Origin of the sequence: Ferrimonas sp. (genome assembly GCF_048263965.1) — a bacterium.
Classification (GTDB): domain Bacteria; phylum Pseudomonadota; class Gammaproteobacteria; order Enterobacterales; family Shewanellaceae; genus Ferrimonas.
Window position 1 is genome coordinate 61,985 of record NZ_JBLXDO010000015.1, and the last position, 25,119, is coordinate 87,103.

Annotated in this window: 22 protein-coding genes and 1 tRNA gene; 19 read left to right on the forward strand and 4 right to left on the reverse strand. The window is 57.7% G+C overall.

Annotated elements, in window-relative coordinates; all coding sequences use genetic code 11:
• The first annotated feature begins 119 nt into the window (after positions 1–119).
• Positions 120–710 carry a nucleotide exchange factor GrpE gene (gene grpE, locus ACN0RV_RS13650; RefSeq protein ID WP_417348326.1) on the forward strand — a complete coding sequence of 197 codons (591 nt, stop codon included), beginning with the start codon at positions 120–122 and terminating at the stop codon, positions 708–710.
• On the opposite strand, the gene ACN0RV_RS13655 is transcribed toward grpE, so the two are convergent.
• Together ACN0RV_RS13655 and ACN0RV_RS13660 are read right to left on the reverse strand one after the other, a co-directional pair.
• Positions 700–1,287 (reverse strand): L,D-transpeptidase family protein, encoded by a 588-nt coding sequence (locus ACN0RV_RS13655; RefSeq protein WP_417348328.1) that lies wholly within the window; start codon positions 1,285–1,287, stop codon positions 700–702. The genes grpE and ACN0RV_RS13655 overlap by 11 nt on opposite strands.
• Before the next feature lie 273 nt (positions 1,288–1,560).
• Positions 1,561–2,283, reverse strand: a complete 723-nt coding sequence (locus tag ACN0RV_RS13660; RefSeq protein ID WP_417348330.1) for an SDR family oxidoreductase — start codon at positions 2,281–2,283, stop codon at positions 1,561–1,563.
• A 116-nt stretch (positions 2,284–2,399) separates the two neighbouring features.
• On the opposite strand from ACN0RV_RS13660, the gene ACN0RV_RS13665 reads away from it, so the two are divergent.
• Positions 2,400–3,248 carry a LysR family transcriptional regulator gene (locus ACN0RV_RS13665; protein ID WP_417348332.1) on the forward strand — a complete coding sequence of 283 codons (849 nt, stop codon included), beginning with the start codon at positions 2,400–2,402 and terminating at the stop codon, positions 3,246–3,248.
• Here the strand turns inward: ACN0RV_RS13665 and ACN0RV_RS13670 are convergent.
• The gene (locus tag ACN0RV_RS13670) at positions 3,234–4,160 is read right to left on the reverse strand and encodes a DMT family transporter (protein ID WP_417348334.1); all 927 of its coding nucleotides are present in this window, start codon (positions 4,158–4,160) and stop codon (positions 3,234–3,236) included. The genes ACN0RV_RS13665 and ACN0RV_RS13670 overlap by 15 nt on opposite strands.
• Before the next feature lie 253 nt (positions 4,161–4,413).
• Here ACN0RV_RS13670 and dnaK point away from each other — a divergent pair, with 253 nt between their 5' ends.
• From dnaK to greA, 9 genes are all read left to right on the forward strand, one after another.
• Positions 4,414–6,330 (forward strand): molecular chaperone DnaK, encoded by a 1,917-nt coding sequence (dnaK, locus tag ACN0RV_RS13675; protein ID WP_417348336.1) that lies wholly within the window; start codon positions 4,414–4,416, stop codon positions 6,328–6,330.
• 86 nt (positions 6,331–6,416) lie between these two features.
• The gene (gene dnaJ, locus ACN0RV_RS13680; protein WP_286341759.1) at positions 6,417–7,550 is read left to right on the forward strand and encodes a molecular chaperone DnaJ; all 1,134 of its coding nucleotides are present in this window, start codon (positions 6,417–6,419) and stop codon (positions 7,548–7,550) included.
• A 102-nt stretch (positions 7,551–7,652) separates the two neighbouring features.
• Entirely contained in the window at positions 7,653–9,599 is a 1,947-nt protein-coding gene (locus tag ACN0RV_RS13685) for an alpha/beta hydrolase family protein (protein ID WP_417348338.1), read from the forward strand.
• A 68-nt stretch (positions 9,600–9,667) separates the two neighbouring features.
• Positions 9,668–10,459, forward strand: coding sequence for a M48 family metallopeptidase (locus tag ACN0RV_RS13690; RefSeq protein WP_417348340.1), 792 nt, complete (start codon positions 9,668–9,670; stop codon positions 10,457–10,459).
• 129 nt (positions 10,460–10,588) lie between these two features.
• Entirely contained in the window at positions 10,589–11,200 is a 612-nt protein-coding gene (locus ACN0RV_RS13695) for an FKBP-type peptidyl-prolyl cis-trans isomerase (RefSeq protein ID WP_417348342.1), read from the forward strand.
• A gap of 145 nt (positions 11,201–11,345) precedes the next feature.
• Positions 11,346–12,155 carry a 4-hydroxy-tetrahydrodipicolinate reductase gene (gene dapB / locus ACN0RV_RS13700; RefSeq protein ID WP_417348344.1) on the forward strand — a complete coding sequence of 270 codons (810 nt, stop codon included), beginning with the start codon at positions 11,346–11,348 and terminating at the stop codon, positions 12,153–12,155.
• A 173-nt stretch (positions 12,156–12,328) separates the two neighbouring features.
• The gene (gene carA / locus ACN0RV_RS13705; RefSeq protein WP_417348346.1) at positions 12,329–13,468 is read left to right on the forward strand and encodes a glutamine-hydrolyzing carbamoyl-phosphate synthase small subunit; all 1,140 of its coding nucleotides are present in this window, start codon (positions 12,329–12,331) and stop codon (positions 13,466–13,468) included.
• Positions 13,469–13,490: 22 nt separating this feature from the next.
• Positions 13,491–16,712 (forward strand): carbamoyl-phosphate synthase large subunit, encoded by a 3,222-nt coding sequence (carB, locus tag ACN0RV_RS13710; RefSeq protein WP_417348348.1) that lies wholly within the window; start codon positions 13,491–13,493, stop codon positions 16,710–16,712.
• A gap of 166 nt (positions 16,713–16,878) precedes the next feature.
• A complete protein-coding gene (gene greA / locus ACN0RV_RS13715) occupies positions 16,879–17,355 on the forward strand; it encodes a transcription elongation factor GreA (RefSeq protein WP_417348350.1) in 477 nt (158 codons plus the stop codon).
• A gap of 57 nt (positions 17,356–17,412) precedes the next feature.
• On the opposite strand, the gene yhbY is transcribed toward greA, so the two are convergent.
• Entirely contained in the window at positions 17,413–17,715 is a 303-nt protein-coding gene (gene yhbY / locus ACN0RV_RS13720; RefSeq protein WP_051215908.1) for a ribosome assembly RNA-binding protein YhbY, read from the reverse strand.
• Between the two features lie 128 nt (positions 17,716–17,843).
• Between yhbY and rlmE the strand changes: the two genes are divergently transcribed.
• The 8 genes from rlmE (at position 17,844) to nusA (ending at position 25,112) form a co-directional block, all read left to right on the forward strand.
• Positions 17,844–18,482, forward strand: coding sequence for a 23S rRNA (uridine(2552)-2'-O)-methyltransferase RlmE (gene rlmE, locus ACN0RV_RS13725; protein WP_417348352.1), 639 nt, complete (start codon positions 17,844–17,846; stop codon positions 18,480–18,482).
• A 42-nt stretch (positions 18,483–18,524) separates the two neighbouring features.
• Positions 18,525–20,465: an ATP-dependent zinc metalloprotease FtsH gene (gene ftsH / locus ACN0RV_RS13730; RefSeq protein WP_417348354.1), complete on the forward strand. Its 1,941-nt coding sequence runs from the start codon at positions 18,525–18,527 to the stop codon at positions 20,463–20,465.
• Between the two features lie 62 nt (positions 20,466–20,527).
• Positions 20,528–21,355 carry a dihydropteroate synthase gene (gene folP, locus ACN0RV_RS13735; RefSeq protein WP_417348356.1) on the forward strand — a complete coding sequence of 276 codons (828 nt, stop codon included), beginning with the start codon at positions 20,528–20,530 and terminating at the stop codon, positions 21,353–21,355.
• 111 nt (positions 21,356–21,466) lie between these two features.
• The gene (gene tpiA / locus ACN0RV_RS13740) at positions 21,467–22,249 is read left to right on the forward strand and encodes a triose-phosphate isomerase (protein WP_286341771.1); all 783 of its coding nucleotides are present in this window, start codon (positions 21,467–21,469) and stop codon (positions 22,247–22,249) included.
• Between the two features lie 5 nt (positions 22,250–22,254).
• The gene (gene secG / locus ACN0RV_RS13745) at positions 22,255–22,557 is read left to right on the forward strand and encodes a preprotein translocase subunit SecG (RefSeq protein ID WP_286341772.1); all 303 of its coding nucleotides are present in this window, start codon (positions 22,255–22,257) and stop codon (positions 22,555–22,557) included.
• A gap of 8 nt (positions 22,558–22,565) precedes the next feature.
• Positions 22,566–22,651: transfer RNA gene (locus tag ACN0RV_RS13750), tRNA-Leu, on the forward strand.
• A 474-nt stretch (positions 22,652–23,125) separates the two neighbouring features.
• Positions 23,126–23,581, forward strand: a complete 456-nt coding sequence (gene rimP, locus ACN0RV_RS13755) for a ribosome maturation factor RimP (RefSeq protein WP_417348359.1) — start codon at positions 23,126–23,128, stop codon at positions 23,579–23,581.
• A gap of 28 nt (positions 23,582–23,609) precedes the next feature.
• Positions 23,610–25,112 (forward strand): transcription termination factor NusA, encoded by a 1,503-nt coding sequence (nusA, locus tag ACN0RV_RS13760; RefSeq protein WP_286341774.1) that lies wholly within the window; start codon positions 23,610–23,612, stop codon positions 25,110–25,112.
• Positions 25,113–25,119 lie beyond the last annotated feature (7 nt).

Consider the following 25,119-nt stretch of genomic DNA (forward strand, 5'->3'; position numbering starts at 1 on the left):
TTCTGCTCATCTGTAGGGCGGACGGGAATCTTGTGGCTCTGTGGCCCTTGAAGTCCGTAAATCAGTCCCCATAATAGGCTCAGAGCCTTTGGGAATAAAGTATTTTAGCCGGAGTTGAAATGAGCGACGAGCAGCAAAAAGTGGAGCAGCCAGAAGAGGTTGAGATGGAACAACAGCAGGCTGATGCCGAGCAGGATCCACAGGCCGCCCGCATTGAGGAACTGGAAAACGCCCTGGCAGCTGCCCAGGCGAAGGTGGAAGAGCAGAAGGACAGCGTCGTTCGTGCTCTCGCCGAGATGGAAAATGTCCGTCGCCGCAGCGCTCAGGATGTGGAGAAGGCCCGTAAGTTTGCCCTGGAGAAGTTTGCCGGTGAGCTGCTGCCTGTTATCGATAACCTGGAGCGGGCCCTGGCCACCGGGGATGCGGACAATGAAGCGGTGAAACCTCTGCTTGAGGGTGTGCAACTGACCCACAAGAGCTTCCTGGCCGGTGTCGACAAGTTTGGAATTAAAGAGATTGACCCCATGGGCCAGCCCTTTAACCCTGACCAGCACCAGGCGATGGCGATGCAGCCCAGCGAGGAGTTTCCTGCCAACACCGTGATGGCAGTGATGCAGAAGGGGTATGAGCTGAACGGCCGCCTGCTGCGCCCTGCCATGGTGATGATCTCCAAGGGCAGTGATCAGCCCTCAGTGGATACTACTGCCTGATTGGGGCGATGATTGACGCAGAAGCAGCCTCCGGGCTGCTTTTTTTGTGCCCCAGATTGGCCAATGAGTCGCGAATGCGCCGGTATTTGTGCTCAGTCCACACCGGGCTGGAGGGCCAGGGACGCAGCCTGGTGGTGCGGGGATCCACCGGGGTGATCACCACCTGAGTGTCCCCCAGGCCCACCTGCTCCACCAGGTGATAGATCTCCTCGATGGCGGTGTTGCCCATGGCCAGACATCCGCTGGAGGCCTTGTCACCATGGATAAAGATATCCCCTCCGGGGTGGGTGCGTCCCTCTTCCCTGGCATAGTGCTTGTCCAGGCCATTGGGGTAGTTGAGTTTGACCGAGAGGTGGTATTTGCTGTTGGGGTTCAGGGCCACAGGACGGTAGACACCCTCGGGCACCTGCAGATCGCCCTCTTTCAGCTTGGGGCCGGGGCCGCCACTGAATCCCATGATGGGATAGGTGCGCAATGGGTGCCAGTTACCCTGTACATCGGCGCCCCAGACCTCCAGACGATAGTCCGATTTGATGGCCACCAGAGTGAGCTGCACCGGTAAGGTGCCGCCAGGCATTCTTGCAAGGGCGCTTTCCAGTCGCTCGGCGGCTTTTCCCTGCGCCTGAGATAAGGAGATCGGTGCCAGGGATAAAGTCGTGATAACTGTTGTTAAAAGTGCCCATCTGGCTGCCATTATCTCTCTCCGAACGCAGTCTGGTTGCCGGGGAGCATAGCATTTTTGCGCTCTGGGTTCACAAGGGTGTGAGCGCTGTTCGTGAACTGGGTTGGCGTTGGGGAGGCGGGGCTTGCCCCACAAAGCGTGGGGCAAGACTCCAATACGGAGAGAAGATTAGGCGGGCTGACGGGTGGTGGTCAAAACAATCTCTCGGATATGAACGTTTTGCGGCTGGCGGTAGGCGTACTCAATGGCGTTGGCCACATCCTGGGCCGCCAGGACGCCCCCCATGCTCTCCTTCCATTCGCCATAGCCCTCTTTGATGGCGTCGCTGGTGGTGTGGCTCAGCAGTTCGGTCTCTACAGCGCCTGGGGCGATGGTGATCACCCGGACATCGTCGCCGCAGACCTCTTCCCGCAGAGTTTCAGACAGGCCGTGAACGGCAAACTTGGTGCCGCAGTAGGCTACGTGGTTGGGGAAGGTTTTACGGCCAGCGACGGAGCTGATGTTGATGATGGTGCCACACTTACGCTCACGCATCTTGCCCAGTACCAGGTGGATGCCGTTCATCAGGCCCATCACGTTCACATCCAGCATCTTTTGCCACTCGGCGGGATCCTGGCTATGGGCATCGCCCAGCAGCATCACACCGGCGTTGTTGATCAGGCAGTCAGCGGGGCCAAATTGGGCTTCGGCTTCCTCAATGGCGGTGGCGAAGCTGTTGATGTCGGTGACATCCACCTTGCGGCACAGGGTGTTGGGCAACTTCATCGCCTCCAGGTTCTCCAGGCGACGGGCCAACAACAAAAGCGGGTGGCCGGCGGCGGATAGGGTGCGTGCAGTGGCTTCGCCGATGCCTGAGCTGGCGCCGGTGATGATTACCAGAGGCTTGGTCATAACATTCTCTCCAAGGGGGTGATGCAGGGCGACGGCCCTGGCGATGGCGCTCACTATAGTGCTAGGCTTCATAGCCTTAAAATATTAATTTTCTCTGTTAGAGATAGGTGTTTCCTATGGATGTAAGGTTGCTACGCTGCTTCGTGGCGGTATTCGAGGAGCGTGCCATCACTGCCGCTGCCCAGCGGGTGTTTATCTCCCAACCCTCTCTGTCGGCGTCGATCAAGCAGCTGGAGTCGCAACTGGGGGTCACTTTGTTCCGTCGTCACAAGCGTGGGGTGGATCTCACCGATGAGGCCCATCAGCTCTATCCCTTGGCGCTGCAGGCTTTGGGGCAGATGGAGAAGATGAGTCGGTTGTTTGATGACGCCAGTGCCCGCGTGCCCCTGTCACTGGGAAACTTTCACGACGTCAGTCCCAGCCACTATGCCCGTTTTCTGAGGCACTGTACCGAACTGGTGCCCCAGCTCAGCCTGGAGCTGCTGGATCATGAGGATGAGCAGGCCCAGGCCAGGGTGACCCTGGATGTGTTTAAGCGGGAGGATGAACTGTTTCTGCCCTTGTGGGAGGAGGACTATGTGCTCTGTGTTCCCAAGGGACATCCGTTGGCAGGACGGGGCAGGGTATCCATTGCCGATCTCAATGATTTCAATTTTATTGAGTGCGTGGCCTGCGAGGCTCATCAGCAGACCCTGAGCCTGCTGGCCAGTGAGGGGTTTGCGGTCAACCTGGTGGCCAAGGCTCAGCATAAGACTCAGGTGAGACACCTGGTCAGTGCCGGGGTGGGGATCTCGTTTCTGCCCTGGGGCGTGCTGGAGACCGCGGATGATCTGGTTCAGGTGGCCCTGGACGCGCCAAGGATGTTCCGTCGCATCGGCCTGACTCTGCACGCCAGCGACAGTGGCAAACCGGCTCAGGCGGCGCTGCTGGGCGCCGCCGAAGCCTGGGGATCACAGGGAGCCTGAGTCGGCCATCTTGGAGCGTCGTAACGGTCTGAGCCTGGGGCCCAGTTGCTGGCTCACCAGGCCCAGGACGATCAGCGCCAGGCCTGTGAAGGTGGCGGGGGCGATGGTCTCTCCTACCAGGGTGGAGATAAAGAACAGCGACAGGAAGGGGGCCAGGAACACCATATTGGTGATGGGGGCGGTGCGCTCGGCGCTCTTCAGTGCCTTAAGCCAGAGCACGAAGGTAAAGCCCATCTCGAACAGTCCTACATAGGCTGCGCCTGCCAGGCCCTCCAGGCTGGGCAGTGCCAGCCCGTCTCTGTACCAGCTGACGGCAAAGATAAAGGGCAAGCCAATCAGGAAACTCAGCAGCAGGCTGACCACAGGATCGCCCTTGTCCCTGGCGTTAACTATCCAGTAGAGCGACCACAGCAGGGTGCACAGCATTCCCAGCCCATAACCCATTGGGGACTCCATCTCGAAATCCAGCAGTTGTCCGCCGGTGGCGATCACCACGACGCCGCCATAGGCGACCGCCGCGGCCACCAGATCCCAGGCCTTGAGTTTCTGTCCCAGCAGGGGGACGGACAGCAGGCTGAACAGGATGGCCCAGGTGTAGGTCAGCGGCTGGGCCTGTTGGGCGGGCAGCAGGTCGTAACAGCCAAAGAGCACCAGATAATAGAGGAAAGGGTTAAGCAGGCCACTTTGCAGGTAGCGCATCGGCGTGGCTCGAAGCTGGCATCTCACCAGCGCGCCCTTTCCCTGGGCCACCACCATGGCAGCCAATGCCAGGGTCGAAACCAGGGCGGCATAGAGCAGCAACTGACTGGGAGACAGGTGCTGCAGAGAAAGTTTAAAGGCGGAGGCGACGGTGGACCAGGCCAGCACCGCCCCGCCGCCGTACATCAGGGCACGGCGTTGATTCTTAACCATTGGAAAACTTCACGGAAACCATACAATAGGCGCAATTATTATATTTTATACAATTCTGTCTGGGCACGGATTTTGATCAAATTTTTGCACTCCCCCCTTGGTTTTTTCTCTGCAGGCCCCATATCCCTGCCATCCACAGGGAAAAATTTTTAATTGCCCCCTTGAAAGGGCAGGGCGCTAACCCCAGATAGGGGTTAACGAAAGAATTAGCTTAGTTAGCTTTAGATATAAACGTATTTTTTGGAGGCTTTCGATGGGCAAGATCATCGGCATCGACCTGGGTACCACCAACAGCTGTCTGGCTATCCTGGATGGCGACAAGCCTAAGGTTATTGAAAACGCGGAAGGGGATCGTACTACTCCTTCTATCATCGCCTACACCGATGACGAGATTCTCGTCGGTCAGCCTGCCAAGCGCCAGGCGGTTACCAACCCTCACAACACTCTGTTCGCCATCAAGCGTCTGATTGGTCGTCGTTTCAAAGATGAAGTGGTACAGCGTGACATCGACATCATGCCTTTCAAGATTGTTGAGGCTGACAACGGTGATGCCTGGGTTGAAGCCCAGGGCAAGAAGATGGCTGCGCCTCAGGTGTCTGCAGAAGTTCTGAAGAAGATGAAGAAGACTGCAGAGGATTATCTGGGTGAAGAGGTGACTGAAGCGGTGATCACCGTTCCTGCCTACTTCAACGACTCCCAGCGTCAGGCCACCAAGGATGCCGGTCGCATCGCTGGCCTGGATGTGAAGCGCATCATCAACGAGCCTACCGCTGCTGCCCTGGCCTACGGCCTGGACAAGAAGACCGGTGACAACATCATCGCCGTATACGACCTGGGTGGTGGTACCTTCGATATCTCCATCATCGAGATCGACGACGTTGAAGGTGAGAAGACCTTCGAAGTACTGGCCACCAACGGTGACACCCACCTGGGTGGTGAAGACTTCGATAACCGTCTGATTAATTACCTGGTAGAAGAGTTCAAGAAAGAGCAGGGCATTGACCTGAAGAACGATCCCCTGGCGATGCAGCGTCTGAAAGAAGCTGCCGAGAAAGCCAAGATCGAACTCTCCTCTGCTCAGCAGACCGAAGTGAACCTGCCTTACGTGACTGCAGACGCCACCGGTCCTAAGCACATGAACATCAAGGTAACCCGCGCCAAGCTGGAAGCCCTGGTTGAAGATCTGATCACCCGCTCTCTGGAGCCTCTGAAAGTGGCCCTGCGTGACGCCGACCTGTCCGTTTCCGACGTTCAGGACGTGATTCTGGTCGGTGGTCAGACTCGTATGCCTAAGGTACAGGCAGCGGTAGCCGACTTCTTCGGCAAAGAGCCTCGTAAGGACGTTAACCCAGACGAAGCTGTGGCCATGGGTGCTGCGGTTCAGGGTGGTGTACTGGCCGGTGACGTGAAAGACGTACTGCTGCTGGACGTATCTCCTCTGTCTCTGGGTATCGAGACCATGGGTGGCGTGATGACCTCTCTGATTGAGAAGAACACCACCATCCCCACCAAGAAGTCTCAGGTGTTCTCCACCGCCGAGGACAACCAGTCTGCCGTGACCATTCACGTGCTGCAGGGTGAGCGTAAGCAAGCCGGCGCCAACAAGTCTCTGGGTAACTTCAACCTGGAAGGCATCCAGGCGGCTCCTCGTGGTCTGCCTCAGATTGAAGTGACCTTCGATATCGATGCCGATGGTATCCTGCACGTGTCCGCCAAGGACAAGGGCACCGGCAAAGAGCAGAAGATCACCATTCAGGCTTCTTCCGGTCTGTCTGAGGACGAAATCAGCAAGATGGTGAACGAAGCCGAAGCCCACGCTGAAGAGGACAAGAAGTTCGAGGAGCTGGTTCAGGCCCGTAACCAGGCTGACGGTCTGGCGCACGCCACCCGTAAGCAGATCGAGGAAGCGGGTGAAGAGCTGCCTGCGGACGAGAAAGAGAAGATTGAAGCGGCCATCAAAGAGGTTGAAGAGGCGACTAAGGGTTCCGATAAGGAAGCCATTGAAGCCAAGACCCAGGAGCTGATCCAGGCTTCCCAGAAGCTGATGGAGATTGCTCAGGCCAAGGCTCAGGCCGCCCAAGGTGGTGCCGAAGGCGCCCAACAGGCTGAGCAGCCTCAGGACGACGTGGTAGACGCCGAGTTCGAAGAAGTGAAAGACGACAAGAAGTAATTCTTAACGTCCTTTGACCTGACAATACAACGGGCGTTCGGTACCACCGACCGCCCGTTTTTGCGAGACTACTGACGGCTAGAGATATGTCCAAACGCGATTTCTACGAAGTGCTCGGGGTGGCCAGAGATGCCAGCGAGCGAGATATTAAAAAGGCCTACAAACGCCTGGCGATGAAGTTCCACCCGGACCGTAACCCGGGGGACGCCAAGGCTGAGGAGAGCTTTAAGGAGGTGAAGGAAGCCTACGAGATCCTCACCGATTCCGAGAAGCGGGCCGCTTACGATCAGTTCGGCCATGCCGGTGTAGACCCTAACCGTGGCGGCGGCTTCGGTGGTGGCGCCGGTGGCGATTTCGGTGACATCTTCGGTGACGTGTTTGGCGATATCTTTGGCGGCGGCCGCCGGGGCGGCCGTGCCGGTCCTGCCCGCGGCAACGACCTGCGCTACAACATGGAGCTGACCCTGGAGGAAGCGGTTAAGGGGATCACCAAGGAGATCCGCATTCCCGTTCTTGCCACCTGTGACAGCTGTAACGGCAGCGGCGCCAAGTCCGGTTCCAGTGCCCAGACCTGTGGCACCTGCCATGGCCAGGGCCAGGTCCAGATGCGCCAGGGCTTCTTTGCGGTAAACCAGACCTGTCCTACCTGTCGAGGTAAGGGCAAGGTAATTAAAGACCCCTGTGGCAAGTGTCATGGCCAGGGTCGTGTCGAGAAGACCAAGACCCTGTCTGTGAAGATTCCGGCCGGCGTGGATACCGGTGACCGTATCCGTCTCTCCGGTGAAGGGGAAGCGGGTGAAGTGGGCGCGCCAGCGGGCGACCTGTATGTACAGGTGCACGTCAAGGACCACCCCATCTTCGAGCGCGATGGCAACAACCTCTACTGCGAAGTGCCCATCAGCTTCGCTACCGCTGCGGTGGGTGGCGACATCGAAGTGCCGACTCTGGATGGCCGCGTCAGCCTCAAGGTGGCCGCGGAGACTCAGACAGGTCGCATGTTCCGCTTGCGCGGTAAGGGTGTGAAGTCCGTACGCAGCCATGCAGTGGGCGATCTTATCTGCAAGGTGATCATCGAAACCCCGGTGAATCTGACCGAGCGTCAGAAGGAGCTGTTGCGTGAACTGGAGCAGACCATGTCCGGTTCTTCCAAGAAACACAGCCCCAAGGCGGAAGGTTTCTTTGATGGTGTGAAGAAGTTTTTCGACGACCTGACCAGTTAACCGACTGAATCCCATTTATAAAAGAGCCGCTTTTAACAGCGGCTCTTTTTCTTTAACATGCGGAAACCCATAAGAATCATCTATGTAACAAGGAGCGTTTCCGTGACCCGACTTATTTCCATGCTGGCAATTTTGCTGGCGTTGCCCGCCTGGGCGGCCGAGCTGCCGGTGGAGCATTTTGCCAAAGCCAGCCAGGCCTATTCAGTTAAGATCTCCCCCGAAGGGGATCATCTGGCGATGCTGACTAAGGCTGATGGTAAGCAGGTAGTGGCGATTTTGGACACCGACACCCTGAAGCTGCGCCACGGAATTCGCTATAAGGGTAATGGCCAGGTCGGCGCCTACTACTGGGCCAGCAATGATCGCCTGGTGACCACCAAGGAGTATCTTAAGGGCTGGGTTGCTCAGCCTCAGGATTATGGCGAGCTGATGGCCGTGGATTTCAACGGCAAAAAGCCCCTCTATTTGTTTGGTTACAACTCAGGGAAGTTCAGCACTGGCACCCGCCTGGCCAAGGGCTCTGATCCCATTCAGGCCTGGGGGCATATGATCGATCCCCTGCCTGAGGATGAGGACTATGTGCTGATCAAGTCCACTCCCATGAGCTCCAAAGGAGATCGCAACGCTACCGTATTCAAGGTGAATATCCACAATGGCAAACGCAAGAAGGTGGCTTACGCCCCAGTGGCTTACTCAGGTTTCCTGACAGACCATGATGGTGAAGTGCGTTTTGTTGCCGGCACCAACAACGACGGCTTCTACAAGATGTACTACCGGGAAGGGATGGGGGAGGATTGGACCCTGTTCTACGATGAGGAGAGTAACGACGGAGAAATCTACCCTATCTCCTTTGCCTCCAAGGATGAGGTCTATGTGCTGGATGACAATGACCACAGCCTGCAGGCACTGAAAAAGGTCAACCTGAAGACCGGCAAGAGCAAGGTGGTGTATCGCGATGATGTGGTGAATCCATCCGGCTGGAAGTTCTCCGCCGATGGCAAGAACCTCTATGCCCTGGAGGTGGAGCCGGGTTATCCCAGCTACATATTTGTCGATGGTAAGAGTAAAGATGCCCAAACCCTGAAGGGACTGTTGCAGGCCTTTCCCGGCCACCAGGTAGCCATCACCAGCCAGACATTGGATGGTAATCTGTCCGTAGTGCTTGCCTATAGCGATACCAATCCTGGAACCTACTACCTTTATGATCGCAAAAAGAACAACGTCCGCCCCCTTCTTGCCAAGCGAGGCTGGGTGGACTCAAAGGCTGCGGCTACGGTAGAGCCCTTCAGCTTTAAGGCCCGGGATGGCATGACCATTCATGGTTATCTGACCGTCCCTGCGGGTAAGGAGGCCAAGAATCTGCCCCTGGTGGTCAACCCCCACGGTGGCCCCCATGGTCCAAGAGACCACTGGGGCTATGACTCCCAGGCCCAGATGATGGCCAGCCGGGGCATGGCGGTACTTCAGGTGAATTTCCGCGGCTCCGGCGGTTATGGCCGTAACTACGAGGTGGCCGGTTACCGCAACTGGGGCAGTAAGATTCAGTACGACATCATCGATGCCACCAGACATATGATTGAGCAGGGCAAGGTGGATAAGGACAACATCTGCATCTACGGCGGCTCCTTCGGTGGCTACTCCGCGCTGCAGGCCCCCATTCTGGCCCCGGATCTGTTCCAGTGTGCCATCGGCTTTGCCGGGGTCTATGATCTGGAGCTGATGTATGAGGTGGGGGATATTCCAACCCGCAAATCCGGCGTTCGCTACCTGAAGGATGTGGTGGGTGAGGATGACAGCAATATGAAAGCCTTCTCCCCGGTGCACAATGTGGACAAGCTGAAGATCCCGCTGCTGATCATCCACGGCGGTGAGGATGAGCGTGTGCCGATCGAGCATGCCGAGGCGCTGCGCAAGGCTCTGGATCAGCACAAGCTCTCTTACAAGTGGGTAGAGCTGGATAAAGAGGGCCATGGCGTGTTTGACGAGAAAACCCGGGTCGAAGTTTATGGTGAGATCCTCAGTTTCCTGGACGACAACCTGAAGCTGTAGTTTCACAGCCGATTTCGGTTAACCTAGAGGGGCGCGCAAGCGCCCCTCAGTTTTTTATGGAGACCGATATGCGATTGATTGCCACCCTTTCACTCCTGGGCCTGCTGACCTCCTGTGCGACTCATCAGTCGCCCACCGGCCGGGATCAGATGTTGCTGTTCTCTCCCCAGGAGATGGCGCAGATGGGGGATCAGTCCTTTGCCCAGATCAAGGAGAAGGAGACCATCTCCACCGACAAGGCCACCAACGCCTATGTCCAGTGTGTGGCCGATGGCATCATCACCGCCCTGGGGGATAACCCCAAGGCCTGGGAAGTGGTGGTGTTCGATTCGGAGCAGGTGAACGCCTTCGCTCTGCCAGGCAGGCACATCGGTGTTTACACCGGCTTGCTGGAGGTGGCGAAGAACCAGGATCAGCTGGCGGCGGTGATGGGCCATGAGGTGGCTCATGTGTTGGCCAGGCACAGTAATGAGCGGGTTTCTCGCTCTCAGCTCAGCAACGCGGGCTTGCAGATCGCCGATATCTTCCTTAAGGGCAATGCCAACAAGGATGTGTATATGGCGGGTCTGGGTCTGGGGGTGCAGGTGGGAATCACCCTGCCTTATGGCCGTACCCAGGAGAGTGAGGCTGATGTGATGGGCGCAGAGCTGATGGCCCGAGCCGGGTTCGATCCGGGACAGGCGGTGGATCTCTGGCACAACATGGCTGAAGCCGGCGGTGGCAATGCGCCACCGGAGCTGCTCTCCACCCACCCCTCTCACAGTACCCGAATTGGCGATTTGAAGTCGCTGCAACCCCAGGTACAGCCGCTGTTCCAGCAGGCTCAGGGGCAGGGGATTACACCCCGGTGTAAGCGCTGACTAACCTTCATGGTCAGAACCGAAAGAGCCCGCCAGTTTGAATCGGGCTCTTTTCCTCTCCCACCTGTGTTCACGCCTTTCCCAAGGTGATACACTCCGCAACAGTTTTTCCCGACCGGAACCAATACCATGAAGTTCGAATCAGTAGAACAGAAGGCCAGCTACGGCGTAGGCCGTCAGCTGGGTGAGCAACTGGCCGCCAACAGCTTTGAAGGCGTAGAGATCTCCGCCGTTCAGCAGGGCCTGGCCGATGCTTTCGAAGGCAAAGACAGCCTGGTAGAGATGGCTGAGCTGCAGCAGGCTTTTGCTGTAATCTCTCAGCGTCTGGCGGAAGCCCGCGAAGCCAAGGCTAAGGAAGCCGCTTCTGAAGGCGACGCCTTCCTGGTGGAGAACGCCAAGCGTGATGGCGTGATCACCACTGAGTCCGGCCTGCAGTACGAGATCATCAGTGAAGGTGAAGGCGATAAGCCTGGCCTGAACAGCACTGTTGCCTGCCACTACCACGGTACCTTTATCGACGGCAACGTGTTCGACAGCTCCGTAGAGCGTGGCGAGCCCGTAGAGTTTCCCGTTAGCGGCGTAATCGCTGGTTGGACCGAAGCCCTGCAGATGATGAGCAAGGGTGCCAAGTGGAAGCTGTACATCCCTCACCAGCTGGCCTACGGCGAGCGTGGTGCCGGTGGTGCCATCCCTCCCTTCTCCGCTCTGGTCTTCGAAGTGGAGCTGCTGGAGATTAAGTAAGGGACATCAGGGGGAAGCCAAGGCTTCCCCCTTTTTTTATGGACTCTCGCGGTACCGGTTATGGGAGAGTGACATCCCCTTTAAGTCCCCTGCCATTAGGCATATGATGGTTCGGATAGTTAAAGAGAGTAGGGAGCTGTAAACCATGGATAAAGTCCGGGTTGCCATAGTGGGTGCCAGCGGCCGAATGGGCCGCACCCTGATTGAAGCCGCACTGGCTCATCCTCAGATCCGTTTGGGGGCTGCCATTGAGCGTTCTGGATCCACTCTGATGGGCGTGGATGCCGGTGACCTGATTGGCCACGGCTCCGTCGGCGTTACCCTGGTGGATAAACCGGACCTGGTGAGTGATGACTTCGACGTGCTGATCGATTTCACCAACCCTGAGTCCACGGTGGAACTGGCCGCCTGGTGTGCCCAGCACGGCAAGCCCATGGCCATTGGCACCACAGGGTTCAACAGCCATCAGAAGGAGCGCATTGCCGAATTGGCCCAGGATCTGCCCATAGTACTGGCTCCCAACATGGCGGTGGGGGTGAACCTGCTGTTCAAGCTGCTGGAGACCGCAGCCAAGGTGATGGGCGACTACACCGACATTGAGATCATCGAGGGCCACCACAGGTATAAGAAGGATGCGCCTTCCGGTACCGCCCTGCGCATGGGCGAAGTGATTGCCGACACCTTGGGTCGGGATCTGGAAGAGTGTGCCATCTATGGTCGAGAGGGGATTACGGACGAGCGGGATCGTCAGACCATCGCCTTCTCCACCATCCGCGCCGGCGACATCGTCGGTGAGCACACCGCCCTGTTTGCCGACATCGGTGAGCGACTGGAGATCACCCACAAGGCGTCCAGCCGAATGACCTTTGCCAACGGAGCCATGCGGGCAGCGCTCTGGTTGTCATCGAGGGAAAACGGGCTGTATGACATGCAGCAAGTATTGGGTTTCAAATAAGAAAGGGGCTTTTTAGCCCTTTTTTTCTACTTGCCTATATACAAATGAGACTTTGGTCGCTATAATTTCCGGAATTTGCCAAAAATACACTTTTTGCCCTTGGCAAGTTGGAGGTTTACGTTCTGTACCAACGTAAAAACAATAACTTATAAATAATCTGGTGGGAGGTCAAGTTGAACAAAACTGCCCTATTAGTGCTCCAGGACGGCACTGTTTTCCATGGTACTTCTATAGGTGCCGATGGAAAGGCTGTCGGAGAAGTCGTTTTTAACACTTCTATGACTGGTTATCAAGAAATCCTGACCGATCCTTCCTATTCACGTCAAATTGTTACTCTTACTTACCCTCACATCGGTAACACCGGAACCAATTCCGAAGACGTTGAATCCTCAGCCATTCATGCTACCGCCCTTATCATTCGTGACCTGCCAGCCCTGGCATCCAACTTCAGAAACGAACAAACCCTTTCCGATTACCTCAAGCAGCATAACGTTGTCGGCATCGCCGATATCGATACCCGCAAGCTGACCCGGGTTCTGCGGGAGAAGGGCGCCCAGGCCGGCTGCATCATCACTGGCGAAGCTGAGGTCGCCAAGGCTCAGGAGTTGGCTCAGGCTTTCCCCGGCCTCAAGGGGATGGACCTGGCCAAAGAGGTGACCGTCAGCGAACCCTACAGCTGGCGTAAAGGCAGCTGGAAGCTGATGGGCGGTCTGCCCAGTGACACGCCTTCCGAGGAGCTGAAGTTCAAGGTGGTGGCCTACGATTACGGCGTGAAGCAGAACATCCTGCGCATGCTGGTGGATCGTGGCTGCGGCGTGACCGTGGTGCCTGCCCAGACACCGGCCGCCGAAGTGCTGGCGATGAACCCTGATGGCATCTTCCTCTCCAATGGCCCGGGGGACCCTGAGCCTTGCGATTACGCCATCGAGGCGATTCGCCACATCCTGGAGACCGAGATCCCTGTCTTTGGCATCTGCCTGGGGCATCAGCTGCTGGCGCTGGCCTCCGGCGCCAACACGGTGAAGATGAAGTTCGGTCACCACGGTGGCAACCATCCGGTGAAGGATCTCGATGGTGGTCAGGTGATGATCACCGCCCAGAACCATGGCTTTGCCGTAGATGAAGCCAGCCTGCCCGCCAACCTCAAGGCCACCCATAAGAGCCTGTTCGATGGCACCCTGCAGGGAATTCACCGCACTGACAAGCCCGCCTTCTCCTTCCAGGGTCACCCCGAAGCGAGCCCCGGGCCTCACGATGCCGCCCCGCTGTTCGATCACTTTATCGAACTGATGCAAGCCAGAGCCGCCCAGTAGTCCGGAGTGAAGAGATAGAACAATGCCAAAACGTACCGACATTCAAAGCATTCTGATTCTGGGCGCCGGCCCCATTGTGATTGGCCAGGCCTGTGAGTTTGACTATTCCGGTGCCCAGGCCTGTAAGGCCCTGAGGGAAGAGGGTTACCGGGTGATTCTGGTGAACTCTAACCCGGCCACCATCATGACCGACCCTGAGATGGCCGACGCCACCTACATCGAGCCCATCCACTGGGAGGTGGTGCGCAAGATCATCGAGAAGGAGCGCCCCTGCGCCGTACTGCCCACCATGGGTGGCCAGACCGCGCTGAACTGCGCCCTGGAGCTGGAGAAGCACGGTGTCCTTGAGGAGTTCGGTGTTCAGATGATCGGCGCCACCGCCGACGCCATCGACAAGGCGGAAGACCGGGCCCGTTTCGACAAGGCGATGAAATCCATCGGCCTGGAGACCCCGCGCTCCGGCATCGCTCACACCATGGAGGAAGCCAACGCGGTACTGGATCAGGTGGGCTTCCCCTGCATCATCCGCCCCTCCTTTACCATGGGCGGCTCCGGTGGCGGTATCGCCTACAATCGGGAGGAGTTCGAGAACATCTGCACCAACGGCCTGGATCTCTCCCCCACCAATGAACTGCTGATCGATGAGAGCCTCATCGGTTGGAAGGAGTACGAGATGGAGGTGGTGCGGGACCGCGCCGACAACTGCATCATCGTCTGCTCCATTGAAAACTTTGACCCCATGGGGGTTCACACCGGAGACTCCATCACTGTCGCCCCAGCCCAGACGCTGACCGACAAGGAGTACCAGCTGATGCGTACCGCCTCCATGAACGTGCTGCGGGAGATCGGCGTTGAGACCGGTGGCTCCAACGTACAGTGGGCGGTAAACCCCAAAGATGGTCGTCTGGTGATTATCGAGATGAACCCTCGGGTGTCCCGCTCCTCCGCCCTGGCTTCCAAAGCCACCGGCTTCCCCATTGCCAAGGTGGCGGCCAAGCTGGCTGTGGGTTACACCCTGGATGAGCTGCAAAACGACATCACAGGTGGCGCCACCCCTGCGTCGTTTGAGCCCTCCATCGACTACGTGGTCACCAAGGTGCCGCGCTTCAACTTCGAGAAGTTCTCCGGCGCCAACGACCGCCTGACCACCCAGATGAAGTCTGTGGGTGAGGTGATGGCCATCGGCCGCACCTTCCAGGAGTCCCTGCAGAAAGCCCTGCGCGGTCTGGAGACCGGCATGAACGGTCTGGATTCTGTGGTCGACCTGGAGGAGAACGCCTCTCTGTCGAAGATCCGCTATGAGCTGCAGGAGCCGGGTTGTGAGCGCATCTGGTACGTGGGCGACGCCTTCCGTGCCGGTCTGTCCATGGAAGCGATTCATAAGCTGACTCACATCGACCGTTGGTTCCTGGTGCAGCTGGAAGAGCTGGTCAGCCTTGAGGAGCAGGTGAAAGAGCACGGGTTCGCCGGCCTGGATGCCGACTTCATGCGCAAACTGAAGCGCAAAGGCTTCTCCGATGCCCGCCTGGGGCAGCTGCTGGCTCACTCCGAGTCTGAAATTCGTAAGTTGCGTCAGCGTCAGCAGGTGCTGCCGGTGTACAAACGAGTGGATACCTGTGCCGCAGAGTTTGCCACCAACACCGCCTACATGTACTCCACCTACGAGGAGGAGTGTGAGGCTCAGCCCTCCGACAAAGAGAAGATCATGGTGATTGGCGGTGGCCCCAACCGCATCGGTCAGGGCATCGAGTTCGATTACTGCTGTGTGCACGCCGCCCTGGCGATGCGTGACGACGGCTACGAAACCATCATGGTTAACTGCAACCCGGAAACCGTGTCCACCGACTACGACACCTCCGACCGACTCTATTTTGAGCCGGTAACCCTGGAGGATGTGCTGGAGATTGCCCGTGTTGAGCAGCCCAAGGGCGTTATCGTTCAATATGGCGGTCAGACCCCGCTGAAACTGGCTCGTGCCCTGGAGGCGGCCGGTGTGCCCATCATCGGCACCAGCCCGGACGCCATCGACCGCGCTGAGGATCGTGAGCGCTTCCAGCAGGCGGTTGAACGCCTGGGCCTGAAGCAGCCTGAGAACAGCACGGTGACCACCATGGAGCAGGCAGTTCTTGATGCCGAGCGCATCGGTTACCCCCTGGTGGTACGCCCCTCCTATGTGCTGGGTGGTCGTGCCATGGAGATCGTCTATGACGAGCAGGACCTGCGCCGCTACTTCAATGAGGCGGTCAGCGTGTCCAACGAATCTCCGGTACTGCTGGATCGCTTCCTGGACGACGCCACCGAGGTGGACGTGGACGCCGTATGCGACGGTGTGGACGTGGTCATCGGCGGCATCATGGAGCATATCGAACAGGCGGGGGTTCACTCCGGTGACTCAGGTTGTTCTCTGCCTCCCTACACCCTGAGCCAGGATATCCAGGACAGGATGCGGGATCAGGTGCGTAAGCTGGCCCTGGAGCTGGGTGTAGTGGGTCTGATGAACGTGCAGTTCGCGGTGAAGGACGACGCCATCTACCTCATCGAGGTGAACCCCCGTGCTGCCCGCACCGTGCCTTTTGTGTCCAAGGCCACCGGCGTGCCCCTGGCCAAGATCGCCGCCCGGGTGATGGCCGGCACCAGCCTCAAGGCGCAGGATTTCACCCAGGAGGTGATTCCGCCCTACTACTCCGTCAAGGAGGTGGTGCTGCCCTTCAACAAGTTCCCCGGCGTGGATCCCCTGTTGGGTCCAGAGATGCGCTCTACCGGTGAGGTGATGGGGGTCGGTGATACCTTCGCCGAGGCCTACGCCAAGGCGCAGCTGGGTGCCATCAAGGATGTGCCCAAGTCCGGCCGGGCTCTGCTGTCCGTTCGCCAGGGTGACAAGGCCCGGGTGGCGGATCTGGCCAGCCAGCTCATCGAGCTCGGCTATCAGCTGGATGCCACCCATGGTACCGCCGTGGCTCTGGGGGAGGCGGGCATCAACCCTCGCCTGGTGAACAAGATCCATGAGGGACGCCCCCACATCCTGGATCGCATCAAGAACGATGAGTACACCTACATCGTTAACACCACCGAGGGTCGTCAGGCGATTGAGGACTCCAAGCACCTGCGTCGTGGCGCCCTGCAGCACAAGGTGAACTACACCACCACCATGAACGCGGCTTTCGCCACCTGTTTGGCCCACGCGGCCGATGACCGTGGCAAGGTCAGTTCTGTGCAGGAGCTGCATCAACGCAGTTTGAAGTAAGCTGGGTTTTTTAACCTAACTGAGACGCCGGCAGGGGTGACCCGCCGGCGTTTTCTTATTACAATCGGTCCACCTAGTAAGAATAAACTCCCCGGAAGTAGCCTTTAGGGGTCAGGATCTGTCCTGGCCGGGAGAGCTTTTGTCCGAACTGAATTGGAAGCAGATTATGACCCAGGTTCCTATGACCGTTGTGGGTGCTCAGCAGCTGCGTGAAGAGCTGGAGCATCTGAAACATACTAAGCGCCCCGCGATCTCCCAGGCCATCGCTGAGGCCCGTGAGCTGGGTGATCTAAAAGAGAACGCCGAGTATCATGCCGCCCGCGAAGAGCAGGGTCTGTGCGAAGCCCGAGTCCGTGACATCGAAAGCAAGCTGTCCACAGCCCAGGTCATCGATGTCACCAAGATCCCCAACAATGGTCGGGTGATCTTCGGTGCCACGGTAACCATTCTCAATGTGGAAACCGATGAAGAGGTGACCTACCGCATCGTGGGCGACGACGAAGCGGATCTGAAGCAGCGGATGATCTCGGTGAACTCGCCCATTGCCCGCTCTCTGGTTGGCAAGGAGCTGGATGACGTGGTGGTGGTAAAGGCACCGGGCGGCGAGGTTGAGTACGAAATTATTCAGGTGGAGTACAAGTAATACCTTGTCTCCAGGCGCCCCGCGCACAAAAAAGCCGCATCGTGTGCGGCTTTTTTGTTATCGGGCTCTGGGCAGTTCGATCTTCTGTTTTTCAGAAGGACGATACAGCACCAGGATATGACCGATAACCTGCACCTCGGCGGCGCCGGATTCACGGACGATGGCATCGATGATGGCACGCTTGTTTTCGCGGTCTTCGCTGGCAACCTTCACCTTGATCAGCTCATGGTGAGCCAGGGACAGTTCGATTTCAGCCATGACCCCTTCGGTCAGGCCGTTGCCACCGAGCAGAACCACGGGCTTCAGGCTGTGGGCCAGACCCTTGAGGTACTGCTTCTGCTTGGTTGTTAATTGACTCATTAGGCCACTCATTTCGTTTGGGGACTTGAAAAGCGCGTATTCTAACGCCATCTATAGCGTAATACTAATTCTTACCGTAGTGTTCCACTATCGGTAAGATCATTGGCACATTGACGGTCTGGAGAGTTATGGCCGGTAATCCGAAAAAGAAACGCAGCGCCAGTTCCACGCGCTGGATGAAAGAACATTTCGATGACCGCTTCGTGAAGGAGGCCCAGAAGAAGGGGCTGCGTTCGCGGGCGGTCTTTAAGCTGGAGGAGATCCAGGGCAAGGACAAACTGCTCAGGCCCGGGATGACCGTGGTGGATCTGGGGGCGGCCCCAGGAGGCTGGTCCCAGTACGCGGTACAGGAGATCGGCCTGGAGGGGCAGGTGATCGCCTGCGACATTTTATCGATGGACCCAATCGCCGGAGTCGATTTCCTCCAGGGGGATTTTCGTGAAGAGGCGGTACTGGGTGCCCTGCTGAAAAAGGTGGGTGACGATAAGGTGGACGTGGTGCTGTCGGACATGGCCCCCAACTTCTCAGGTAACGCCTCGGTGGACCAACCCTCCGCCATGTACCTGGTGGAGCTGGCTTTGGACATGTGTTACCAGGTACTCGCCCCCAACGGCAGTTTCATCGTGAAGGTGTTCCAGGGGGAAGGATTTGATCAATACCTGGCTGACATACGTAAAGCCTTCAAAGTTGTAAAAATTCGTAAACCGGATTCCTCCCGTGCTCGGTCCCGAGAGGTCTACATTGTGGCAAGCGGCTACAAGTTGTAAGCTTGCTAAGAATAAACAAAGGAATTTGCGAGGTTCTCTACCTTGAGTGACATGGCGAAAAATCTGATTTTATGGCTGGTTATCGCTGTCGTGCTGATGTCTGTGTTTAAGGGTTACAACCCTGCCAGCAGCACCGGCAATGCCATCAGCTATACCGCCTTCGTTGAAGCCTACAGCAATGGCCAGGTGCCTGCGGTGGAGTTCCAGGAGGATGGCGTCACCATTACGGGCAAGACCCGCAACGGCGACCAGTTCATTACCTACATGCCGGCGTTCGACGACAAGCTGATTGATGACCTGATTAAGAACAAGGTCGACATCAGCCGTCTGCCGCCTGAGCAGCCCAGTGTGCTGGCCCAGATCTTCATCTCCTGGTTCCCGATGCTGTTGCTGGTGGGCGTGTGGATCTTCTTTATGCGCCAGATGCAGGGGGGCGGTGGCAAAGGTGCCATGTCCTTCGGTAAGAGTAAGGCGCGCCTGATGGGTGAAGACCAGATCAAGACCACCTTCGCTGACGTTGCCGGTTGCGACGAAGCCAAGGAGGAGGTGGCGGAGCTGGTGGATTACCTGCGTGACCCCACCAAGTTCCAGAAGCTGGGCGGCAAGATTCCCACCGGTGTTTTGATGGTCGGTCCTCCGGGTACGGGTAAAACCCTGCTGGCCAAGGCCATCGCCGGCGAAGCCAAGGTACCCTTCTTCACCATCTCCGGTTCCGATTTCGTCGAGATGTTCGTGGGTGTGGGTGCCTCCCGGGTTCGCGACATGTTCGACCAGGCGAAGAAATCTGCCCCCTGCATCATCTTCATCGATGAGATTGATGCCGTGGGTCGTCAGCGTGGTGCCGGCCTGGGTGGTGGTCACGATGAGCGTGAGCAGACCCTGAACCAGATGCTGGTTGAGATGGATGGTTTCGAGGGTAACGAAGGTATCATCGTTATTGCCGCCACCAACCGTCCTGACGTACTGGACCCCGCACTGCTGCGTCCCGGCCGTTTCGACCGTCAGGTGACTGTGGGTCTGCCTGATGTGCGAGGTCGTGAGCAAATTCTCAAGGTGCACATGCGCAAGGTGCCCCTGGCAGAAGACGTGAAAGCGGATCTCATTGCCCGCGGTACTCCCGGCTTCTCCGGTGCCGACCTGGCCAACCTGGTGAACGAAGCAGCCCTGTTTGCTGCTCGCGGTAACCGTCGCCTGGTCTCCATGGAGGAGTTTGAGAAAGCCAAGGACAAGATCATGATGGGGGCGGAACGCCGCTCCATGGTGATGACCGAGGAGGAGAAGAAGATGACCGCCTACCACGAGGCAGGTCATGCCATTGTCGGTCGTATGGTGCCTGAGCACGATCCGGTCTATAAGGTCTCCATCATTCCTCGCGGCCGTGCCCTGGGTGTCACCATGTACCTGCCTGAGCAGGACCGTTGGAGCCACTCCAAGCAGCACCTGGAGTCGATGATCTCCAGCCTCTATGGCGGACGTATCGCCGAAGAGATCATCTATGGTGCCGACAAGGTGACCACGGGTGCCAGTAACGACATCGAACGGGCCACTGAGATCGCCCGTAAGATGGTGACCCAGTGGGGTCTCTCCTCTCGCATGGGGCCGATGAACTATGCGGAAGAGGATGGTGAGGTGTTCCTGGGCCGCTCCATGGCCAAGGCCAGCCACATGTCCGATGAGACCGCCAAGATGATCGACGAAGAGATCAAGGACATCATCGACCGTAACTATCAGCGCTCCCTGAGCATTCTGGAGGACAACATGGATATCCTCCACACCATGACCGACGCGCTGATGAAGTACGAAACCATTGATGCCAAGCAGATCGATGACTTGATGGCCCGTCGCGACGTGCGAGAGCCTGCGGACTGGTCCAGTGGCGACTCCGACGACAAGCCTACTGGTGGCAGTAAGGTGGAGTCTGAGCCCAAGGCCCCTGAGAGCAAAGACACCGACATTGACGGTGCCGGCGCCCCCGCCAAGTAACAGAATCTGATACACTACGAAGTCCCGCCATCGGCGGGACTTTTTTATGGAGAGAGGAAACGATGAGACTCGATTGCGCCGGCCGAGTGCTGGACCTGACCCGGCCCCAGGTGATGGGGATCATCAATGTGACTCCGGACTCCTTCTCCGACGGCGGTCGCTTCAACCGGCTGGATGCGGCCCTGGAGCAGGCCAGACAGATGGTCAACGATGGGGCCACCATCCTGGATGTGGGCGGCGAGTCCACCCGTCCGGGGGCGCCGGATGTGGCGCTGCAGGAGGAGCTCAATCGGGTGGTGCCTGTGGTAGAGGCAATCAGCTCCGAACTGGACGTGGTGATATCCGTGGATACCAGCAAGGCCCAGGTGATGCGTGAAGCGGTGGCCTCCGGCGCCGGATTGATCAATGATGTTCGAGCCCTTCAGGAACCCGGCGCCCTGGCGGCGGCGGCGGATCTGCAGGTGCCTGTGTGCCTGATGCATATGCAGGGCCAACCCAGGACCATGCAGCAGGATCCTGTGTACGGCGAACTCATGACTGACATCCGTGGTTTTTTCGACGCGCGCATCGAGGCCTGTGTCGCGGCGGGGATCCCCAGAGAGCGATTGCTGCTGGATCCTGGCTTTGGCTTTGGCAAGACCCTGGATCACAACTACCAGTTGTTGGCCAGGCTGAAGGAGTTTCTGACCATGGGGCTGCCCTTGCTGACGGGGCTGAGCCGAAAGAGCATGTTTGGAAATCTGCTGGAACGTCAGGTGGATCAGCGCCTTGCCGCCAGCCTTGCCGGAGCCTTGCTCTGTGCCCAGGGGGGCGCTTCTGTGCTGCGGGTGCACGATGTCCGTGAGACGGTCGACGTTCTTAAGGTGCTGGCAGAGACACAGAAGTGGTAAGACGGATAAAATAGAAGCAGTTAAGCCGCTTAAGACGGTTTTTAACGGGTGAGGACTTGTAACTTAAAAAGGGGTTCGTTATTATCTCGCCCGCTTTCACAGGAGAGAAGTATGGCACTAAGACGCCCTATGGTCGCCGGCAACTGGAAGATGAACGGCTCCCGTCAGTTAGCTGATGAGCTGGTCAAAAAGTTTGCCAAGCTTAAGGATGATTCCGCCGAAGTGCTGATTTGTCCGCCGACTGTATTCCTGGAGAGTGCCAGCCGCTTGCTGGAAGAGAGCAAGCAGAGTCTGGACGGCCGACTGGTTCGCCTCGGAGCGCAGAACGTTAGCCACCACGAATATGGCGCATACACAGGCGAAGTTTCCGCCTCCATGTTGCGCGAGTTCGGATGTAAATACGTGATCATTGGTCACTCCGAGCGCCGTCGTATGTACGGTGAGACCAGTGACATCGTGGCAGATAAATTCGCCACAGCGCAGAAGATGGGATTGACCCCCATTCTGTGTGTCGGGGAGTCCCTGGCGGCCCGCGAAGCGAGCCGAACTTTTGAAGTTATCTCCGGTGAACTGGATGCGGTAATCGAAAAAGTCGGGACCTTGGCCTTCGATAATGCCATTATTGCTTACGAGCCCCTCTGGGCCGTAGGTACTGGCAAGAGTGCCACCCCAGAGCAGGCCCAAGAGGTGCATGCTTTTATCAGACAGAGACTGTCTGACGTTTCGCCCTTTATCGGCGAGAAGATTCGAATCCTGTATGGTGGCAGCGTTAAGCCCAGCAATGCAGCGGATCTCTTCTCTCAGCCCGATGTGGACGGTGGATTAATTGGCGGTGTGAGCCTCAATGCCAGTGAGTTCCTGGCAGTGTGCAGCATCGCAATGAACGCGGAATAAGCGATATGCTTTTTACGGTTTTGATGGTAGCTTACCTGCTGGTCGCCGCGGCCATTATCGGCCTGGTGCTGATTCAGCAAGGTAAAGGTGCAGACATGGGTGCCTCCTTTGGCGCCGGTGCCAGCGGTACCCTGTTTGGGTCCACAGGTTCAGGTAACTTCCTGACCCGTGCCACCGCAATCTGCGCCGTACTGTTCTTTGTACTGAGCCTGGTTCTGGGTAACATGTCCTCTCATAAGGGCAAGGTGACCAGCGACTTCGAAACCATCGAAGTAGAGCAGCCTGTACAGGACAACCTGCCGCAGTAACAGAATACGCCGAGGTGGTGGAATTGGTAGACACGCTATCTTGAGGGGGTAGTGTCCTATGGACGTGCGGGTTCAAGTCCCGCTCTCGGCACCATACCGAAAAAGGTCGATTGAAAAATCGGCCTTTTTTCTTTTTTGTGGCTTGGTGATGCCCTTGCGTGGTCAAGGCTGCATCAGTATAATCTAGGCCGCTGGTTTGACCCCCCTCCCAAGGGGTAGCGATGGACTAAACTGTTGAGGGTAATCTCGCGGTTGTTGTCCGGTGCTGAGGGCAAACCGCAGATCTCCGTAATCACCGCAAGGTGATGTTGTACTACCGAGAAGGCCGCGACGGAGGCGGTGAGCTGTTCCCCTGGAATGGTTCGATGACCCAAGTCATCCTAAACAGGGTCCAGCGCACTTTAAGCCCCGTTTTGCTCGGGGCTTTTTGTTATCTGAACCACTGTGATGGAGACGATAGCGCAATCACATGGGGCTGTAGAGAACAGGCCATCTGATTGTGTTTATCGTAATTGTCACTTTGATAACAGGGCTTTAGGCCCTTTTTTCGTTTGTAGGGGGAGGCGCAATGGCTACGTTAGAGCAACGCTTAACCGATATGTTGCAAGAACCAGTTGTGGCCCTGGGCTACGAGCTGGTTGGTATTCAGTATGTTCGTGCCGGTTCGCACTCCACTCTTAGGGTGTTTATCGACCACGAAAACGGCATCACAGTGGATGACTGTGCCGAGGTGAGCCGCCAGGTAGGCGCGGTGCTGGATGTGGAAGACCCCATCAGCACCGAGTACAACCTGGAGGTTTCTTCTCCCGGTATCGAGCGTCCGCTGTTTACGCCGGCCCATTATCAACGCTTCATCGGCGAGGAGGTGAATGTCCTGCTCAACATGCCGATGGAGGGTAAACGCAAGCTGAAGGGCGAGATCAAGGCTGTAGAAGGCGAAATGATCACCCTGTCAGTGCAAGGTAAGGATCAGGAAGTGGCTTTAGCTAACGTGCGGCAAGCCCACCTGGTAGCTAAATTCTGAGAGTTTCAGGGTGAAACGAGGCTGACCCATGAGCAAAGAGATTTTATTAGTCGCCGAAGCGGTATCTAACGAAAAAGCACTGCCGCGTGAGAAGATTTTCGAGGCCCTGGAAACGGCCCTGGCGACTGCCACTAAGAAAAAGTATGAGATTGAGATCGAGGTTCGCGTCGAGATCGATCAGAAAACCGGTGAGTTCGACACCTTCCGCCGCTGGCTGGTAGTGGAAGACGACGCGGAGATGGAGGAGCCTACCAAGGAGATCTCCCTGTCCGCGGCCCGTGCCATGTACGAAGATGAGAGCATCGAAGCCGGTGATTACGTGGAAGAGCAGATCGAGTCTGTGAAGTTCGACCGCATCACCACCCAGACCGCCAAGCAGGTAATCGTGCAGAAGGTACGTGAAGCCGAGCGTGGCCTGATCATCGAGCAGTTCCGCGATAAAGAGGGACAGCTGGTGACCGGTGTGGTGAAGAAGGTGAATCGCGACTCCGTCATCCTGGACCTGGGCAACAACGCCGACGCGATCCTGTATCGCGAAGAGATGCTGCCCCGCGAAAACTTCCGCCCCGGCGACCGCGTTCGTGCTCTGCTGTTCTCTGTGCGCCCCGAGTCCCGTGGTGCCCAGCTGTTCCTGAGCCGGACCAAGCCAGAGATGCTGATCGAGCTGTTCCGCATCGAGGTGCCGGAGATTGGTGAAGAGATGATCGAGATTATGGGCGCCGCCCGTGATCCAGGCTCCCGAGCCAAGATCGCCGTGAAGAGCAACGATAAGCGTATCGACCCCGTAGGTGCCTGTGTGGGCATGCGCGGTGCGCGTGTTCAGGCGGTATCCGGTGAGCTGGGTGGTGAGCGTATCGACATCGTCCTGTGGGACGACAACGTGGCTCAGTACGTGATCAAGGCGATGGCGCCTGCGGATGTCGGTTCCATTGTGGTGGACGAAGACGCCCACTCCATGGACGTTGCCGTAGAGCCTGACAGCCTGGCCCAGGCCATTGGCCGTAACGGTCAGAACGTACGTCTGGCGTCTCAGTTGACCGAGTGGGAACTGAACGTGATGACCACCGACGACATGGCCACCAAGCACCAGGAAGAGTCTGATCGTCTGATCACCCTGTTTGTAGACGGCCTGGACATCGACGACGAGTTCGCCGAAGTACTGGTTGATGAGGGCTTCACCAGCCTGGAAGAGATCGCCTACGTGCCAATTCAGGAGCTGCTGGAGATCGAAGGGCTGGAGGAGGAGATGGTTGAGGAGCTGCGAGAGCGCGCCAAAGCCGCCCTGACCACCAAGGCCCTGGCCAGCGAAGAAGCCCTGGACGGTGCCGAGCCTGCTGAAGACCTGCTGGGTCTGGAGGGCCTGGATCGTCACCTGGCCTATGTGCTGGCTTCCAAGGGTGTCATCACCCTGGAAGATCTGGCCGAGCAGGGTATCGATGACCTGAGTGAAATTGAAGAGCTGACCGAAGAAAAGGCCGGCGAACTGATTATGGCCGCCCGCAACATTTGCTGGTTCAGTGACGAGGCCTGAGTCGATC